Origin of the sequence: Shewanella sp. (assembly GCF_048265805.1) — a bacterium.
GTDB lineage: Bacteria > Pseudomonadota > Gammaproteobacteria > Enterobacterales > Shewanellaceae > Shewanella.
In genome coordinates this window covers 197,225-214,091 of record NZ_JBLXAT010000006.1, presented here as the reverse complement: position 1 = coordinate 214,091, position 16,867 = coordinate 197,225, and the positions used below count along the sequence as shown (strand labels likewise).

The window sequence follows — 16,867 nt, the reverse complement described above, 5'->3', positions numbered from 1 at the left end:
TGCGGCAGTGTGATTGCGGCTCACCGAGCCAGCGAAACAAACTAAAACAGGCTGGGTGGAGCGATGATTACCGTGAAAAGGTGTTCTTTGGTTAGCAATTAATCAAAGTATGCTCCGGCCCTGGTCACGGATTAACGGTAAGAACTTTATACCTTCAAAGAACTTTCCATTTTCAATGTAGCCAATCGGGCGAACATGCACCTTTCGGACGTACTCGACTTTATCGATGTTCTCTTGGAAACGTCTTTCATCTAAGTATTCACCCTCAACGATACATACAATGTCACGGAAACCACGTTGAATAGTAACGTACTCTCTGATAGAGATACCTTTGTAACGTTGACCTTCATAGAAAATGGTGTCTTTGTTCGATGTCTCATCAACGGTCAAGGTAATTTGAATGCCATTTACCGCTGTTACTTCACCAATGAAGATACTCATACGTCATCCTCACCAAGCGTTAGGACGTGAGAATTGAAGTAAGAGAAATCTAATTTTTCGCCTTCTTCATGGACAACATATTTGATGTTATTCAAGTCAGAGAAATACTTCTGAAATTCAGGGATCATGGTTTCTCTGTAGCAACAGATATATACTTGTAGAGTAGGGTTCGTTAGGGAACGCTTAATCAAGTTCCTAATGTGCTCATCCGCAAAAGAGAATCCGAAAGCAATCAATATGCTATTTGGTTTTTCTAACTCGTAACTGAGGTGGCGCAGCATTTGGTAATAGTGTTCTTCAAATACTGTTTCGTGAAACTTCCATTTTGTAGGGTTGACGATAGGTAACTTTTTATATTCCCGATAGAAGTCATCTTGTTTACGTTGAAATTCCGCTTCGTTTTCCTCATCTATTATCATTGAACACAATTGATCCACGGTGTGATAACCGCTTTCTAGCATCTCTTTAAAATCTTCGCAGTACATGCTGTCGATTGAAGATTCAGAAACAATTTTATCTGCAGAAGAATAATCAACAAGAATTGAATCGTTGTGCTTTCGCCAGAAAGCAGAACCATGAAGATGAATGAGATTGATTTGTCGTTGGACGTCTTTGCTTCTATCGAATATTCCGGATTCAGTAGTCATGCAATTGAAGTTGCGGGCCTCAACAATTTTCTTATGGAAACCACGCGAACCATCATTGATGTTGAATCTAATAGATTTTTCTTCGTAAATTTCATCAGCTGCATAGGAAAGGCAAGAATCATAATTCGTAGTAAAGAAATTAACCTTTCTGTCGTAACCTTGCTTTCTACGAAGTATTTCAAGGTTCAATTTTATGAATTTTTTGTAATTATCAATGACTACTTTCTTTTCACCTTCTAACTTAGTGAAATCAACGGAACTAACAGGCTTTATACATTCCTCGTAATAATACATGAACAGCAAGGTTTTTAGATATTTAGCATCAATAGCATCGAATTCGGTAGCCAAAGTTTCAATCGTTTCCCATTTTCCTTCTGTCTGCATATTCAATGCAAGGGTTGGAAATAGACCTGCAGATGCACCAGCACCAATCAAATAGTTTATGTTCTTATCGTGTAGATCGTTCAGATCGATTTTGGAAGTCTTCATAGGATCGAATTCTCAGAAGAATTATTAAACTTTTTATAGGTAACTGATTGATTAAAGAGATTATAGGGAAATGAGTTATCGGTCAATTATTGATAAATAGTTCAGACTTAATGATGAGCTGTATGGTCAGCTCTTGACTTTTTGCTGTCGGAGTTTCCCATACTTGAATTAATTTGTATTTAGCTAATTCAGCGAAATCACTGACTCACTTTTTTCCAAAAAAAATTCACCTAATCGGACACGGGCATTACTGTCTTATTTAACTCTTGCGTTGGCGGCTGTCACCCGAATATCAAAGCTCAATTGTGCTTAGCTTTAAGCATAGTAAACAGGTGTTACTGCGATGAGGATAAGCGCCAGGTCAGCGGGGAGCCTGCTGAGACGTGGCGCAGTTGAATGGCGTGAACTTAATCGTAAAAGGTGACGCTTTTGCTGATGGGTTCTCGGCCGAGATTGACGCTGTAACCGCTAGCAGCAGGATCAGGATGGCCAAAGGAAATGCCATACAGCATTTTCAATTCAGGCGAGATCCCCAACACATCGCGGATAACCCCAGCATGCATGCCGAGTAAGGTTTGCGGAATGCCTGCCAAGCCGTGCGCCGTCAATGACAACAGAAAGTTTTGACCATACATGCCAAGATCGCCGGCGGTACGCACACAATCGCCAAATTCTGGCATAAACAGCAATGCCACATGCGGTGCATCAAAGAACTCAAACTGGCGCAACATTTCGGCATCGCGACGTTGTTGGTCTTCTCTGGCAATGTTCAACGCTTCATTACGCGCTTGACCCATGTGCATCATGCGGGCGAGATGTTCACCGCTATAGCCGTTGTGATCAAACCAAAAGTCTTCTGATGTTCTGCCCGCTAAATGTTCGGCTTTCAACGCCGCACTAAGTTTGTCTTTAGTGGCACCGGAGACGATTTGCACCTGCCAAGGCTGAATGTTGCAGTTAGACGGTGCCCATTGGGCATCTTCTAGAACTTCGGTTAATAGCCGTTTGCTCAGCGGAATGGGAAGGTATTTTCTGACGGAACGACGCTGGCGGACTAAGTCGTGAAAAGAAAGTTCTAACATGTTCAACTCCTACAAAAACGAACAATCAATATAACGCCTGTTAACGGCAAAACCTAACAGCAATGCATTAGCGATTGTTAATCTCACTCGGCGTTATCCCGTGAACGTCGGCATGCAAAGGAGCAGGCATCATGACCTCGCTGGCAGTGCCTGTTGAGATTATTACGTAACAGGCGCTCTCACCGTTGGCGAATATCTGCGGCATGGCTGCAGTCGCACTTATGAGTTATGTCGCTTTGTTCTAATCCCGTCGTGCCTGTTTGTGATCGCCTCGGCTATGCAAATTACATAGAAAATTGCAGTCTTATCATCAGATTAGTTTGCAAGATTTTTTGTAGTTTATTAAGACGGGAGAGCAGAATGCACAAGCCCATTATCAGCACCTTGCTGTTGTCGTTAACATTAGTTGGCGCGATGCCATTAGTTACTGCCACTGCACAGGCATCGGTAATTAATGTGCAGCGGCCCACTCAAGGCCAACTCGGTCAAGTTCAAGTAAATCCTTATGGCTATGCGCCGCTGACAGCGATCATTGATTTGGCAGGCAAAACCATTAGTGATGTTAAAGTTACTGTGAAAGGTAAGGGCAAAGATGGGGTGGATATCAGCTATCCTGTCGGGCATAGCCAACTGCTCACTTACAATGGTGTCCCCGTGTTTGGCTTGTATGCTAACTATCAAAATCAGGTGGCGCTGAGTTACACCTTAGCGGGCAAGTCGGTCAAAGAAACCTATCAGATTTTCACACAACCGCTGCAAGGGATTAGTGTTGATGGCGCGGTGAGTGCATTTCCTAGCATTAAGCCCGTCAAAGTCGCCAAAGGCTTTGAGCAGCGTTTGTACTGGATTAATCATCTGATTGGCGACCAAAACTCAGCATCGGTGCACTGGCGTAACGGCGGTGCATTGGAGTGGGATCGCTGGCCGCTCAACTTTGTCACGGATACGCAGGGTGAAGTGCGTTGGTATCTCGACCCGTACAAGATCCACGATCAAAACGATATTGCGAAACGCGGCATTTTAATGGGTGTGCACCAAATGGATAACGGTGATGTCATCTTTCTGCAAGGCCAGCGTTATTACCGCATGGATTTGTTAGGGCGGATGGTGTTCGAACGCTGGTTACCTAAAGGCTATATCGACATGTCGCACGACATGAAAGCGCTTAAAAATGGTCACTACCTACTGCGAGCCGCGAAAAAAGACTACGTCCGCGATGATGGTCAAGTGGTCAATACTGTGCGTGACCAGATTTTGGAAGTAGACGAGTTTGGTCGGTTAGTGGATGTATGGGATTTAACGAAAATTCTCGACCCATTGCGCGATGCTTTGATGCAAGCACTCGACCCGCGTTCAGTGTGCCTTAACGTTGATTTAAAAGCGAAACGCGCTGCGTTAGAGCCGAATAATGCCGCGTTTGGTGACATCATGGGCGTAGGTGTTGGCCGTAACTGGGCGCATGTAAACTCAATTGAATATAACTCGGATGACGACACCATTATTGTGTCGTTACGTCACCAAGGGGTGGTGAAAATTGGCCGTGATAAACAAGTAAAATGGATTTTGGCACCGAGCAAAGGCTGGCATGAACCGTTGGCGGCCAAAGTGCTGACGCCGGTTGATGCGGCGGGCAATAAACTGGATTGCAATGAAAACGGCGTTTGCAGTAATAGCGACTTTGACTATAGTTACGCGCAGCACAGCGCCTATCTTATTCCGCAAAAAGGGACGTTGTCGGTGTTTGATAACGGCGATGGCCGCGGCTTAATGCAGCCGATGTTTGTCACCGAAAAATACAGCCGAGGCGTGGAATACAAGATTGATGAAAACAAGCTAACTGTGCAGCAAACTTGGCAGTTTGGTAAGCATCACGGCTACGATTGGTATAGCCCAGTGACGTCAATCACCAAATATCAGCCAGATACCGATACTATGATGATGTTTTTTGCCACGCCTAAATTGCTGGAAAAAGCCCTAACCACCCCGCGGCTGGTGGAAGTGAAATATGGCACTCAGCAGGTAGAAGTTGAGCTGCATATGACCGCTACGGCTAAGCAACAAGCCTCGTATCGCGCCATTGTTATTCATCCCGAACTGGCATTTGCCAATTAACAGCGTGGTTGCCTATTTACCTTGAACCATCGGGCGCTAAGTTTGCACTTTAGCGCCCGTTTTTGTGGGCTTTCATCAACGCACAGCACGATGCCCGCATTTATCCCCTTTAGCCCGTCAGCTTAGATCTATGTTGTTTAGCAAGTTATGATTTTATAATCCGCTGCGTTATTCAAAATGATGAAGCGGTTAGCTCAATAACGGATGTGTGTTAACTAGCGGTGTATATCACGGTGCGCGTGGTGTAGGCATTGTTGGCAGCAGCAAGGCGCAGTGGGGAGCACTAACGAGCTATACAGGGATTTTTAACCAAGTTAAATCGGTTTGGGTTTATGAAGCTGGTATTCGATATTTTTATGACATTGGTGTTTTGCTTTTGGCCAATGATGATGATGTTTTCGCCGATGATGTTTGATGCGCCGGGGTCAGAGAAAAACACCAAGGCCATAGCTATCATCTGCTTAGTAATGATGTATCCGATCTTTATTGCCTTGGCATTGTTTGCATTTGATATTCGCTATTATGATTTTGCACCAACCACATTACTGACCGCGTCGATGGTTATCGTGCTGGGTGGTTTTACCTTATTTGGCTACACCAAAATGCTATGGAATCTTATCAATGGCATCCCTATCAGTGGCTATGCGGTGGTAAGAGACAAAGTGTATTTCAGCGGTAGCAACATCAGCAACGCCGATCCGCATAGTTTCCGGTTATTGGCGCAACACGTAGATGATGCCAACGCTGAACCACGCTACGCGGTAGACCAACGCCATGTTTATTATTTAGGTCAGGTCATTGAAGGCTTTAAGCCGCAACACGCTAAGCTAACGTTGATTGATGAGCGGCTGTATTTAGTCAATGACACTCAAATTGCGGATGGCGGCCAATTGATCATGAACGCTAGCCCGCAAACCTATCGAACTTATGAGCCTTATAGCACGTGGAGTTACTCCACCGAGGGCGACAACTCGACGGTGTATTATCACTGCCAGCCCGTTGCCGATATTGATTACGCGAGCTTTACGCCCTTGACCCATGAGCTGGGCAAGGATAATAACGCGCTGTTTTATCGTGGTAAGCGGTTGCAACTCTGTGTCGATTTAGCCAGCTTCAAGCTGCTGCAAGATGATTGCTATTTTGCTGATAAAGCGCATTTTTACTGTCTAATTCGCAGTGGCTTAGTGTCGCTTGATAACGAACATATCAACGATATTGAACTGTTGGATTACCACTACATCAAGGGCAAACATGCAATCTACTACTACCAATACGATAGCCTTGTTGTCGTCGAAAATGCCGATGTAGCGACCTTTGAGGTGATTGATTACGATGCTAAAACTCGATCACATGCCAAAGATAAGCACCACTATTTTAGTCGCGGGAAAGTGGTGGAGTAACGCTGATATCAGCTGTTGGCCTCGGCGCTAGTTGCGATAGCTGGCACCTTACACATAACAACGGGCGGTAAGTCACATACTTATCGCCCGTTGTGTTTATGCAGCAGTTAGCGGTTGTCGCTTAAAAACTATACTTGATACCCACGCCAAAGTTGCGACCGGGTTGGGTATAACGGTAAAGGTTTTCACCACTGTTACTTAGGCTGCGAATGTCGTTCCACAGTAGGTACTCTTTATCGAATAAGTTAAACACCCCAGCGGTTAAGCGCAGGTTGCTAACGGGTTCAACGTATGCGGTAAGGTCTACCACCGTAAAACTATCAGTAGCTAACCACTGGTTGTTGGCGGTGATGTCCGAGGTTTTCTTCTTCGCTGTCCAACTGGCACTTAAACTGCCGCCCCAGTTGTTGCTGGCTGAGTCATAGTTCAGCGCGGTAAACAGTTCCATTGGCGAGACGCTATCAAGTGGTTGATCATCCCCCACGTTTTCACCGTCGGCATAGGCAAAGGCAGCATCCAAGCGCAGACCATCGCGGTAACCTAACCATTTGGCTAAATCCAAAGAGCCACGTAGTTCAACGCCTTTGATGTCGACTTTATCGAGATTGAGCGCGGTAAATTGTCCCAAAGCATATTCTGGCGAACTGCCGAGCGATACTTGGCTTTCAATAAACTGACGGTAATGGTTGTCGTAGACCGTCAGTTCGGCGCTGAGCAGATCGCTCGCCCAACGTAAACCGGCTTCTGCAAAGGTGCTACTCTCTGGTTCAAGGTCGGGGTTGGGCCGAATGATATAACTCATGTTCATGCCACCAAAACTCACACTGTGCTCGTAGTAGTAATACAGCTCAGTCATCGCGGGGGCTCTAAAGCCGCTGCCGTAACGGCCGAACATGGAGAGTTGCTCGGTAATGTGCCAGTCAAAGCCTAACTGCCCCGTGAGTTTGTCATCGCGGCTATCGCCCCAATCATCAATATATTGATCTGATGAGGTGCTGTAGTGGTAACGGTCGTAACGCACAGCTGGCAGCAGCGCAAAGTTGTCAGTTAACTGCCAGTGATCACTAACATACACCCCCCATTTATTGCCGTCAGCAGGCGGCGAGAAACGGTCGGTTTCGGTCACGTCATTGACCGTGTCTTGGTTGAGGTTTTCAAACTCTTGGTATTGATAGTTACCGCCGTAGCTGAGCTGGTGGTCACCCCATTGCTTGACCAATTTCAGACTACCTTGCCAGCCTTTTTGATCATAAAAGCGGTCAACAAAACGTTGTGACATGGCGCTATCAAGGCGAGTGCCGTTAGTGGTTTTGGTCTTTTGATAATCCAATTGCCAGTGCAGCGAATCATACAGGGCGGTGGCTTGGGTGATGTCTTGGAACATGCCTAAACGGTAGCGAGTTAGTTCATCGTCGCTGCGGTCAGTGGTGGACTCTGTGCTTTGCGAAAATAGATCAATTTGCGATTCACCTTGGAAATACTCGCCAGTCACGCCAAGGCGACTGCCAGCTAACTGCCAAATTACTTTACCTAGCAAGTTGTTGCTGCTGTTATCGCCTGGGTTTACCTTGCCACGCGCCAACCCCATGATGTCAACGCCACCACCGTGGTTCTCACGCTCTTGGCCATCACGACGGGTATAAAGCAGTAACGATTCCACCGCGCCGCTGCGGTTTGCCACGGTAGCGGTTTCGCTGAAGCGTTCGCTGTCACTGCGGTAGTTGGCCGCGAGTGAAAAATAGCTGTCATCGCCAGTAGCGTTGAGGAAATCCTGCGGTTGCTTAGTATTAAAGCGTACCACGCCACCAAAGGCGCCAGAGCCAGCGCTCACATCACCACCTTTGACGATTTCCATGGCTTGCAATGCATCGGTGTCGAGGCTGTTACGGCCCGATTGCAGATAAGTGGTGGTGGGGCCATAGCTGTCGGCCAACTCAACCCCATCTACCTGTAGCTTGACGCGGTTACCATCTAAGCCACGAATATTGATACTGCCAATGCCAAACCGTTCATCGCGCGTAATGGTTACGCCCGGTTCGTGGCGTAATACATCGGCGATGTCGGTGCTCATGCTGTTGGCAATCTTATCAGCGCTGATGTTGATAGTGACACTGTCGGGTTTTTCGGTCTTGAGGCGGTCGCCGTCCACTTGGATGCGCTCGCTAATATTTGTCGTGTTTACGCTGTTGCTGGGGGCTTCGTCAGCGTGGGCCGTTGCACTGAGTACTGCAACAGCAATCAAAGTTAGGCGAAATCTTGTATGCATAGTTGTTGATATCCCTATGAAAAAATCGCCAAAAGTGTCGTATATTTGCAAATGAGAATCAATATCAAATGATAGTTATTGTCATTAATGATGTGTAAAGATTGGTTGGAGTGGCGTTTGAAGCTTGCTGAGTGAGGTGTTATTGCTACTCGGTCAGCTCGCTGATCTATTACAGATAGTTTTGCCGTGCCAATACGTCCATTTTGTATATACCGTTGGTAGTGAACGCGCTCAGCAAGAGGCTGGTTGGATTTGTGCTAACGCCATGAGTTAACTCGCCGTATTTAATACCGCATTGCTTAAAATCCTTTTGTATCAAAGGAAATCGTGACTATAAAAATCGACCTAAAGGTTGCGTGTTTTTCAGATGGTGTATTTAGCAGAATGCTGATAAGTTCATTACATACAGATAGTTAATTGTGCGTGTTTTTAGTGGTCCAACGAGGTAAACGCGCATACGCACGAATAAAATGTTAAGTTACAAGAGGAGCATCTCATTGAAGAAGTTTTTCCAAATCGTGTTTGGGTTAGTTTCGATTGCTGCTTTAGGGTGGGGCTTTGTTGAATTATTAAGATTTATGTGGAAGTTGTTTTCAACAGTTGAGCCAGCTCTAGGTGCTGCGTTAGTCGCAGCATCAGCAACTGTATTGGTTTCGGTTTTGTCGGTACTTTTGTCAAAAAGATCGGAAAGCAAAGCTCTTATTGCTTCTCAACTTCGAGAGAAGAAAGTTCCTGTTTACGAAAAAATAGTAAATCACATTTTCTTGATTACATTTGCTGACAAGCTGGGAAAACAACCTCCCACGGAAGATGAAAATATCCAATTCTTTGCAAATACAACAACTGAACTAATCATCTGGGGGTCAAAAGAAATCGTCGATGCCTTTGGTGATTTCAGGTTCCAAATTATGAAAATCACAGAGAGTACAGATCCGAAGGTGGTTTTGGCTTCTGTTGAAGATTTGCTTTTGGCTATTCGAAAAGACCTAGGTCACAATCACCCAAATTTCAAACGAGGGCAGTTGTTAAGGTTGTATATCAATGACATTGAAGACTACATAAAGTAACTTAACAAACGTTTCAAGACGGATTCGCAACGCTTGGCGGTTTTGGTTTAATTTGACTTTTGTGTTTACGGTGTAATGGTTGAATGCTGTGGTAGCGTTGCTCACCACTTAAGCGGGCGAGCAATCTTTATTCGACATCCACGCGATAGTGCCGTGACCCACCACTTTTTTGTCTAGAACTAAACTATGTCGAGTAAGACAATTAGTAACGCCATTATCGCGCGGCGAGTGAGGTTAAATTCCGCTGCTGGCCAAGCGTTCTGCCATGGCGTTGAGGCCATCAATCCCTTCAATATCGGTGGCTTGTAACGCCAATTTAAACAAGGCCAATTGATGAAACCGCTGGTCGATATCAGCGAGGTGTTTCTGTTCCTGCGCGCGGCGTTGCGCCAGAAACTCACCATCGGCGGTGTCCGGCAAAATCCGGTTAACCACTAAGCCCGCCAATGGCAGTTTCTCTTGTTGAAGTGCTGCCACCGCGCGGCTAGTTTCAAGAATTGGTAGTTTCTCTGGCGTGAGCACAAACAGTAGTGCGGTTTGTTGTTTGTCGAGCAAAATCTCCCGTGTGTGCTGCAGCAGGCGTTGCCTTGTCAGTAAGGTTTCGGCAATGGCTTTATTGCGTGGGTCCATCCCCGCGGTGGCATGCTCGCTGGGGTCATCAAATGGATTGGTAACATCGCGCCCGCTTTTGGGGGTCAGATGGTCCAACACGGCGCCGAGTTTTTCAGATTTTTCATTGGCTTTTAATAACCCTTGCGTCCACGCGGCCATGGCTTCCGGCAAGCTGAGTAAGCGTAATGTGTGGCCGGTGGGCGCGGTATCAAAAATCACTAGGTCATATTGCTGTTGTGCGAGTTCAATGGTTTTGGCAATACGTTCCAGTAATGCCGCTTCTTGGGCTCCGGGCGATTGGCGGGTTAACCGCATCTGTCGCTCGATTTCGCCAAACATCTCTGGGCGAGTGAAACGTTTCAGTTGGCTGGTGACTTGGGCTAAGTGTTGTTCGACCTCATCGTCTGGGTCGATTTCAAGTGCGTCTAAGTTAGGCGCCATACGGGTGATATGGTTGCCAATATGGCGCGCAAAAGCATCACTCAAACTGTGGGCCGGATCGGTCGATACTAGTAGCACTTTACGGCCACGATTGGCGGCCAGTAAGGCGAGTGAACTCGAGACCGTTGTTTTACCAACACCGCCTTTGCCGCCCACCCAAATGACCCGTTTTTCGGTCAGTAACATCTAGACCTCAACAACATTTAAATTGATCGAGTGGCGAATGGGGCATGCCCATGCGCTTATGCCAGTCGTGAAATTTCTCTAGCATGATGGGCTGCAACTCCAGCGTGTAGTAACTGGCGGGATTAGGCACGCCCATCATCTCTGAGAAAATTAGCAGCATGAATAGATCGTCCTGCTCCCGTCTTGCCCGCGCTACCGCCGCTCGAAACGGCGCATTGTAAGCTTCTTCAGCAAACTGGCTGGCATCACGGAACAGGCGTTTGATCTTTTCCAATCTCATCATGCGTGCTACTCCTACTACTAGTTACTGCCTTCGGTGAGCGCTTTACGCTCTTTGATGGTGCGTGTGAGTGTGGCGACACATTCCAGTGTAATCACAATCGCGGCAATCAACACCACTAAATCAAGCGTGAACAGGAACCAGTCTTCTTTGGCGTAGAAGCCTTTGAGCTGAATAATCAAACCTGCAATGGTCATGATCAACAGGAACACTAATGGCGCGAGGGTGTAGATCATCGGGCGGCCAAGTTTTACCAACATCACAGTGATCACCAGCAAGGTCAAACCGCCAAGTAATTGGTTGGTGGTGCCAAACAGCGGCCAAATCAGCAAACCGCCTGAACCATCACCACCGGCGCCAAAGGCTAATAGCAAACAGGTGCCTACGGCCAGCAATGTCGCTATCGGGCCTTTGCTCATCCAATTGAGGTTATAGATGCTGCCCCATTCTTGGAAGATGTAGCGTTGTAAGCGCAGGCCGGTGTCCATCGTGGTACCTGCAAATAGCACCACCATTACGGTCAGTAGCGTTTGCGCCATGGTTTCATCCAACCCAAGGCCGGACTCAAGAATATTGGCACCGCCGCGAATAAAGGCGCCCACTCCTCCTTGGCCAAAGGCGTGATACACACTTTGCCAATCGGCCAGCGTGGCAAACCCCGCTGTGGTGGCGATAATGGCCGCTAATGCCAGCGAGCCTTCACCAATGGCACCAAAGTAACCGACAAAGCGTAAATCGGGTTCTTTATCCAACTGTTTGGAGGTGGTGCCTGAGGCGACTAGACCGTGGAAACCGGAGATTGCGCCACAGGCAATAGTGACAAACAGCAACGGCACAATGGACGGCGTTCCCTCTGGCACATTGGTATTAAAGGCTGGTGCAACAATTTCTGGCCCTGACACGATGACCGCACCATAAAGCAAACCCAAGCCGATAAACAGCTGAATACCGTTGATATAGTCACGTGGTTGCAGCAGCATCCATACAGGGAGTAAGGACGCAATGGCAGCATAGACGAATAGCAGAATAATCCAAGTCTCGTTGTTGGATAGCGGCCCCACGGTTTCAGGCAGCGAAATTGGCATCATCGGGCCGAGGTAGATCATGCCATACAGCGCAATTACTCCAACTATGGTCACCACCAATAGATTGATGAGCTTGCGGTAGATCAATTGGCCGACAACCAATGCTACGGCGATAGCGCCCCATACGGGAATGGTGGCACTGGGGAAATTTATGAGTTGCTTGGCAATGACGACGGCAAACACCGCGTTAACCATTAGCAGTACTAAGAAAATCACAATCATAAAGATTGAGCGGGCACGACTACCAATAACGTCGCCTGTGACGGCACCAATCGATTTAGCTTTGTTGCGGTTACTGGCCCAAATGGCGCCCGCGTCATGCACCCCGGCGAAAAAGATAGTACCCAACGTGACCCACAGAAATGCGGGCACCCAGCCCCAGATAACCGCAATTGCAGGGCCGATAATCGGCGCGGCACCCGCGACTGACGTGAAGTGATGCCCCCAGAGCACATATTTGTTAGTCGGTACATAGTCCACGCCGTCGCTCATCGCGTGCGAGGGCGTTACAAAGTTGGGGTCGACTTTAAAGATTTTTTGGCAGATAAACTTCGAGTAAACGAAATAGCCTAAGGCCATAGCGCCTAACCCCATTAACATCAGCAAAATCGCATTCATCGGTAATTACCTCATAGCGTCCAAGCGTGGTTATTTTCATGATGTTAACGAATAGATGTAGTTGGCTAGAATCCGACCAAGGTCGAACAATGGCTATTTAGCTAACATATTGATCTCCAAGATAGAGTCTAAATTAATTAGCTTTTGCTTAATGTTAACGAAAAAGTTGCGAAATTGTATTCCAGTAGGCTTGTTAGTTGTAAGGACTAATGGTGATTAATTACCAACTTTTGAGAAAAGTTTGCCGCTACTACGGTCGTAGAATAGCGGCAAATCGCATGATTAATGGCTAACTTCCACTTCGTAGCTAGTAAACTTACGAATATTAATCACCCCTGTATCAAATATCAGATACTGACCTTTTAACCCGAGTAAGGTGCCGCTCACGACCACTTCCTTATCAAAGTTATGGGACTTAATTTTTTGCGGATATTGACTCACTGGATAACTAATGGCGGTAATTTCGGGTGTCAGTGGTTCAATCGCAAAGTTAGCGTTGCTATCTAATTCGTTAATGCGGGTTTGAATTTGCGGTAGCAGTTCGGTGGCGAGTTGCGCTAAATCCAGCGGATCGTTATCGCCTTTTAGCATGGCTTGCCAATTGGTTTTGTCGGCAATTAGCTCGGCTAATGTCACCTCAATCAACCCTGATAGATAACGTGAATTGACCTTAAATAAAGGCATGCCTTGTGTTGCACCTTGATCTAACCAGCGGGTTGGCAGTTGGGTGTGGCGCGTAATGCCCACTTTGACGCCCGAGGTATTGGCAAGATAAACGTAATGCGGCACAAAGCAGTGGCTGAGTCCCCATTCTGGTTCACGGCACGTCCCTTGGTCAAAGTGGCAGGTTTCGGGCTTCATCACACACATGTCACAGCTAGCCAGTTTTTTCATGCACACAAAGCAGTGACCTTGTGAGTAGCTTTTCTTGGTGCGTTTGCCGCAGTTACAGCAATAGATATTGCCAGTGTGGGTGAGCGTTAATGCTTGGCCAATCAGCGGATTAAGATCCAAGGTTTGTTCACCAACGCGTAATTGATATTGGGCGATACCGTCATCCCCGAGGGCGACCGCCATTTTTTCCAGCGTTCCAATCATGTTATTGCTCTGAGCTATTATTTTATTGGCGGCAGTTTATCAGGCTTAAAAGTTCATTGTGATAGAAAAAAGCGATTAATTGCTCGTCGCTATGCTTGGCGACTGCGTAATTTATCAATCACCACATCATCGCCAATCGCATATAGGGCTTCTGTCAGTAGCGCTTCTTGTTGGCTATCGGTCAATGTTAGGCCTATGGTGGCACGGAATAAGGCAATCCCCGTGTGGCTGGCACTTTCAAATTTGCTGCTAAACTGTTCAATATTGATGCCTAAGCTACTGGCTTTATTGGAGATCTCTTTCACCAATCCTGGACGGTCGTAAGCCACTAAACTTAAGGTCAAACGTTTATAGGGTTTAGTGTAAGTACCAGCGGCGGAGTGGGTGAGCGACATGCCGTCGATCGACTCTAATGCTTCAATCAGGTCATCCCAATGTTGGGCATCAATCTCAAGCAGTAAAATAGCGGCAAAAATACCATCGATGTGACGTAATTCGGAGTCTAACCAGTTGCCGCCGTGGTGACTGACGGCATTGGCAATTTGTTCTACCAGTCCGGTACGGTCTGGCACTTGTAACGTAATGAGATATCGACCCATGTTTTGCGAACTCCTGTATGCTCAACGCGTTATACGCTGTAACATTATTGTCATCTAGGCGTCATATAATGCAGCTTGCCCTATTAGCGATTGGGCAGGGTGTGGTGTCATTTATTGTTAGCACAGGCCGATAATGAATCACAGCGGCATTGTTCACGAGTTTTAATATTGAGGTTTTGAATGGAACGTCAGGTTGCTAAGCCTGCACTCTTAAAGCATGACATTTTACAGGCGCGACGGGGGAATCGTCGGGCAGTCAAAGATAAACTCACGCAATTAGGTGTTTCTTTTGGTGGCATCATGGTGTTTGTCGCCTTGCTGCTGATCTTCTTTTATCTACTGTATGTCATAAATCCGATTTTTGCCTCAGCCTCGGTCACTCCTAAGGCACGTATTGCCATGCCTGCCAGCCCAAGCCCTGTTTTGCTGCTGGGCAGCGATGAACAACGCCAACAACTGTATCGGGTGTTGCACAATGGCACGGTCGATTTTGTTAGCGCCGTTAACCAGCAAGTGCGGCATCAATCCTTGCCAATGCCTGCGGGCACAAAAATTACCAGTGCCGCGCGTTCAATGCCGAGCCAGCAAGCGTTTGCCTTTGGCTTTAACAACGGCCAAGTGCTATTGGCCAATATCGATTTTGTGGTGACCTATCCCAACAACCAACGCCTGATTACGCCAGCCATTCGCTATCCTTTAAGCGAACCCACGATGCAACTGGCGCCAGCGGGGCAGGCGGTTAATCAGTTAGCATTTGCCTATCGCCAACAGCAAATGAGTTTTATCTATATGGATGATGCGCAGCATTGGCATTTAGTGCGCATGGCGGGTGAGCAAAATCTGCTGACGGAAGAAGTTGAATGGCAAACTAGCCGACAGTCGTTGCCAGATACGCCCAATAAAGTCAGTCAGCAGTTGCTAACACCCGATCAGCAGCAAGCGCTGTTACTGTCCGGCAATAAGCTGTTTGTTTACGATATTCAAGACGCCAACAACGTGTCATTACAGCAAGTGGTCGCGCTGGAGCGAGCCAATGCCAACGTTACCGAAGTGGAGTTACTTGCTGGGGCAAGTTCCGTGTTGGTGGTGTATAGCGATGGCGTGGTGGCGCAGTATTTTCAGGTGAACGGTGACAATGGCCGTCGTTATCAATATATCCGCCAATTCGCCAAGTTGGGGCATATTGATGATCTGGCGAGTGAGTTTTATCGCCGCAGTTTTGCCACCGTGAGTGATGGCGGGCAATTAACCTTGCTTTATACCACCAGTGAGCGTGAGCTACTGTCACAACAACTCCCACTGAATAATGTACAAGCTGCGGCATTTAGTCCTCGCGCCGATGGCTTAGTGGTGGCAACCGCCGATAGCCTACAACTGTTTGACGTTACCAATGCTCACCCTGAAGTATCGTGGAGCGCACTGTGGCAGAAGGTGTGGTACGAAGGTTACCCACAACCCGATTATGTGTGGCAGTCAACCTCTGGCACTGATGATTTTGAAGCTAAATTCAGCCTAACACCGTTGGCGTTTGGCACCTTAAAAGCTGCTCTTTACGCCATGCTGTTTGCCACGCCGATTGCGCTGGCAGGAGCGATTTACACCGCTTACTTCATGTCTGGCAAAGTGCGTGCGGTGGTGAAACCTACGATTGAGATCATGGAAGCACTACCGACAGTTATTTTGGGCTTTTTGGCGGGACTATGGTTAGCGCCGTTAGTGGAATCCCACTTGCCCGGCCTATTGATGTTATTGATTTTTGAGCCAATTGGTGTGTTGTTGGTGGCTTATGCGTGGTCAAAATCGCCCGCAGTGGTGAAGCAATGGCTACCCGAAAACTATCAAGAGTTGCTGCTGATCCCAGTGGTATGTTTCGTTGGTTGGTTATGTTTCCACTTGAGTCCTGCGGTGGAGCTGTGGCTGTTCGATGGTGATAGCCGTTTGTTCATTACCCAAACCTTAGGCTTAGGTTTTGATCAGCGTAATGCGCTGGTGGTCGGTATTGCCATGGGCTTTGCGGTGATCCCCACCATATTCTCCATTGCAGAAGATGCCATTTTCTCGGTACCACGTCACCTGTCGAACGGCAGCTTGGCGTTGGGTGCTACGCCATGGCAAACCTTAACTCGCGTGGTCTTGTTAACTGCTAGCCCAGGCATTTTCTCGGCGGTAATGATGGGGCTTGGCCGCGCCGTGGGTGAAACCATGATTGTGCTAATGGCAACGGGCAACACGGCGATTATGAATTGGAGCATGTTTGAAGGCATGCGTACGTTAGCGGCCAACATCGCCGTAGAAATGCCGGAATCGGCCATCGGCAGCTCGCACTATCGCGTGCTGTTCCTCGCCGCGTTCGTACTGTTTTTATTTACCTTTGTATTTAACACCATCGCTGAAGTCGTGCGTCAGCGGTTGCGTGAGCGCTACAGCAGCTTGTAAGCAGGACA

Annotated in this window: 13 protein-coding genes; 4 read left to right on the top strand and 9 right to left on the bottom strand. The window is 47.4% G+C overall.

All coding sequences use genetic code 11. The features are described from left to right. Nucleotides 1–102: 102 nt before the first annotated feature. The 3 genes from ACN0TT_RS06615 to ACN0TT_RS06605 all read right to left on the bottom strand — a co-directional run bounded on the left by ACN0TT_RS06615 (nucleotide 103) and on the right by ACN0TT_RS06605 (nucleotide 2,659). Nucleotides 103–441, bottom strand: coding sequence for a hypothetical protein (locus ACN0TT_RS06615; protein WP_417761344.1), 339 nt, complete (start codon nucleotides 439–441; stop codon nucleotides 103–105). After that, nucleotides 438–1,577: an SIR2 family protein gene (locus tag ACN0TT_RS06610; protein ID WP_417761343.1), complete on the bottom strand. Its 1,140-nt coding sequence runs from the start codon at nucleotides 1,575–1,577 to the stop codon at nucleotides 438–440. Before ACN0TT_RS06610 ends, ACN0TT_RS06615 begins: the two co-directional genes overlap by 4 nt. A gap of 407 nt (nucleotides 1,578–1,984) precedes the next feature. Further along, nucleotides 1,985–2,659 (bottom strand): nitroreductase, encoded by a 675-nt coding sequence (locus ACN0TT_RS06605; RefSeq protein ID WP_417761342.1) that lies wholly within the window; start codon nucleotides 2,657–2,659, stop codon nucleotides 1,985–1,987. 360 nt (nucleotides 2,660–3,019) lie between these two features. Between ACN0TT_RS06605 and ACN0TT_RS06600 the strand changes: the two genes are divergently transcribed. Beyond that, on the top strand, nucleotides 3,020–4,771 hold the full coding sequence (locus tag ACN0TT_RS06600) for an aryl-sulfate sulfotransferase (protein WP_417761341.1): 1,752 nt from the start codon (nucleotides 3,020–3,022) through the stop codon (nucleotides 4,769–4,771). Nucleotides 4,772–5,103: 332 nt separating this feature from the next. Next, nucleotides 5,104–6,171 carry a DKNYY domain-containing protein gene (locus ACN0TT_RS06595; RefSeq protein WP_417761340.1) on the top strand — a complete coding sequence of 356 codons (1,068 nt, stop codon included), beginning with the start codon at nucleotides 5,104–5,106 and terminating at the stop codon, nucleotides 6,169–6,171. 121 nt (nucleotides 6,172–6,292) lie between these two features. Here ACN0TT_RS06595 and ACN0TT_RS06590 read toward each other — a convergent pair whose 3' ends face one another. Beyond that, nucleotides 6,293–8,437 carry a TonB-dependent hemoglobin/transferrin/lactoferrin family receptor gene (locus tag ACN0TT_RS06590; RefSeq protein WP_417761339.1) on the bottom strand — a complete coding sequence of 715 codons (2,145 nt, stop codon included), beginning with the start codon at nucleotides 8,435–8,437 and terminating at the stop codon, nucleotides 6,293–6,295. A 497-nt stretch (nucleotides 8,438–8,934) separates the two neighbouring features. On the opposite strand from ACN0TT_RS06590, the gene ACN0TT_RS06585 reads away from it, so the two are divergent. Continuing rightward, nucleotides 8,935–9,504: a hypothetical protein gene (locus tag ACN0TT_RS06585; RefSeq protein ID WP_417761338.1), complete on the top strand. Its 570-nt coding sequence runs from the start codon at nucleotides 8,935–8,937 to the stop codon at nucleotides 9,502–9,504. 234 nt (nucleotides 9,505–9,738) lie between these two features. Here the strand turns inward: ACN0TT_RS06585 and ACN0TT_RS06580 are convergent, their stop codons facing one another. From ACN0TT_RS06580 to ACN0TT_RS06560, 5 genes are all read right to left on the bottom strand, one after another. Further along, a complete protein-coding gene (locus ACN0TT_RS06580) occupies nucleotides 9,739–10,743 on the bottom strand; it encodes an ArsA family ATPase (RefSeq protein ID WP_417761337.1) in 1,005 nt (334 codons plus the stop codon). Between the two features lie 7 nt (nucleotides 10,744–10,750). Next, the gene (locus tag ACN0TT_RS06575) at nucleotides 10,751–11,023 is read right to left on the bottom strand and encodes a cory-CC-star protein (RefSeq protein ID WP_417761352.1); all 273 of its coding nucleotides are present in this window, start codon (nucleotides 11,021–11,023) and stop codon (nucleotides 10,751–10,753) included. Nucleotides 11,024–11,043: 20 nt separating this feature from the next. Beyond that, nucleotides 11,044–12,726, bottom strand: a complete 1,683-nt coding sequence (locus ACN0TT_RS06570; RefSeq protein WP_417761336.1) for a carbon starvation protein A — start codon at nucleotides 12,724–12,726, stop codon at nucleotides 11,044–11,046. Between the two features lie 282 nt (nucleotides 12,727–13,008). Next, complete coding sequence (locus ACN0TT_RS06565; protein ID WP_417761335.1) at nucleotides 13,009–13,824, bottom strand: DUF2797 domain-containing protein; 816 nt, start codon at nucleotides 13,822–13,824, stop codon at nucleotides 13,009–13,011. Nucleotides 13,825–13,913: 89 nt separating this feature from the next. Next, a complete protein-coding gene (locus tag ACN0TT_RS06560; RefSeq protein ID WP_417761334.1) occupies nucleotides 13,914–14,423 on the bottom strand; it encodes a glycine cleavage system protein R in 510 nt (169 codons plus the stop codon). A 180-nt stretch (nucleotides 14,424–14,603) separates the two neighbouring features. Here ACN0TT_RS06560 and ACN0TT_RS06555 point away from each other — a divergent pair, with 180 nt between their 5' ends. Continuing rightward, entirely contained in the window at nucleotides 14,604–16,859 is a 2,256-nt protein-coding gene (locus ACN0TT_RS06555; protein WP_417761333.1) for an ABC transporter permease subunit, read from the top strand. The last annotated feature ends 8 nt before the right edge of the window (nucleotides 16,860–16,867 follow it).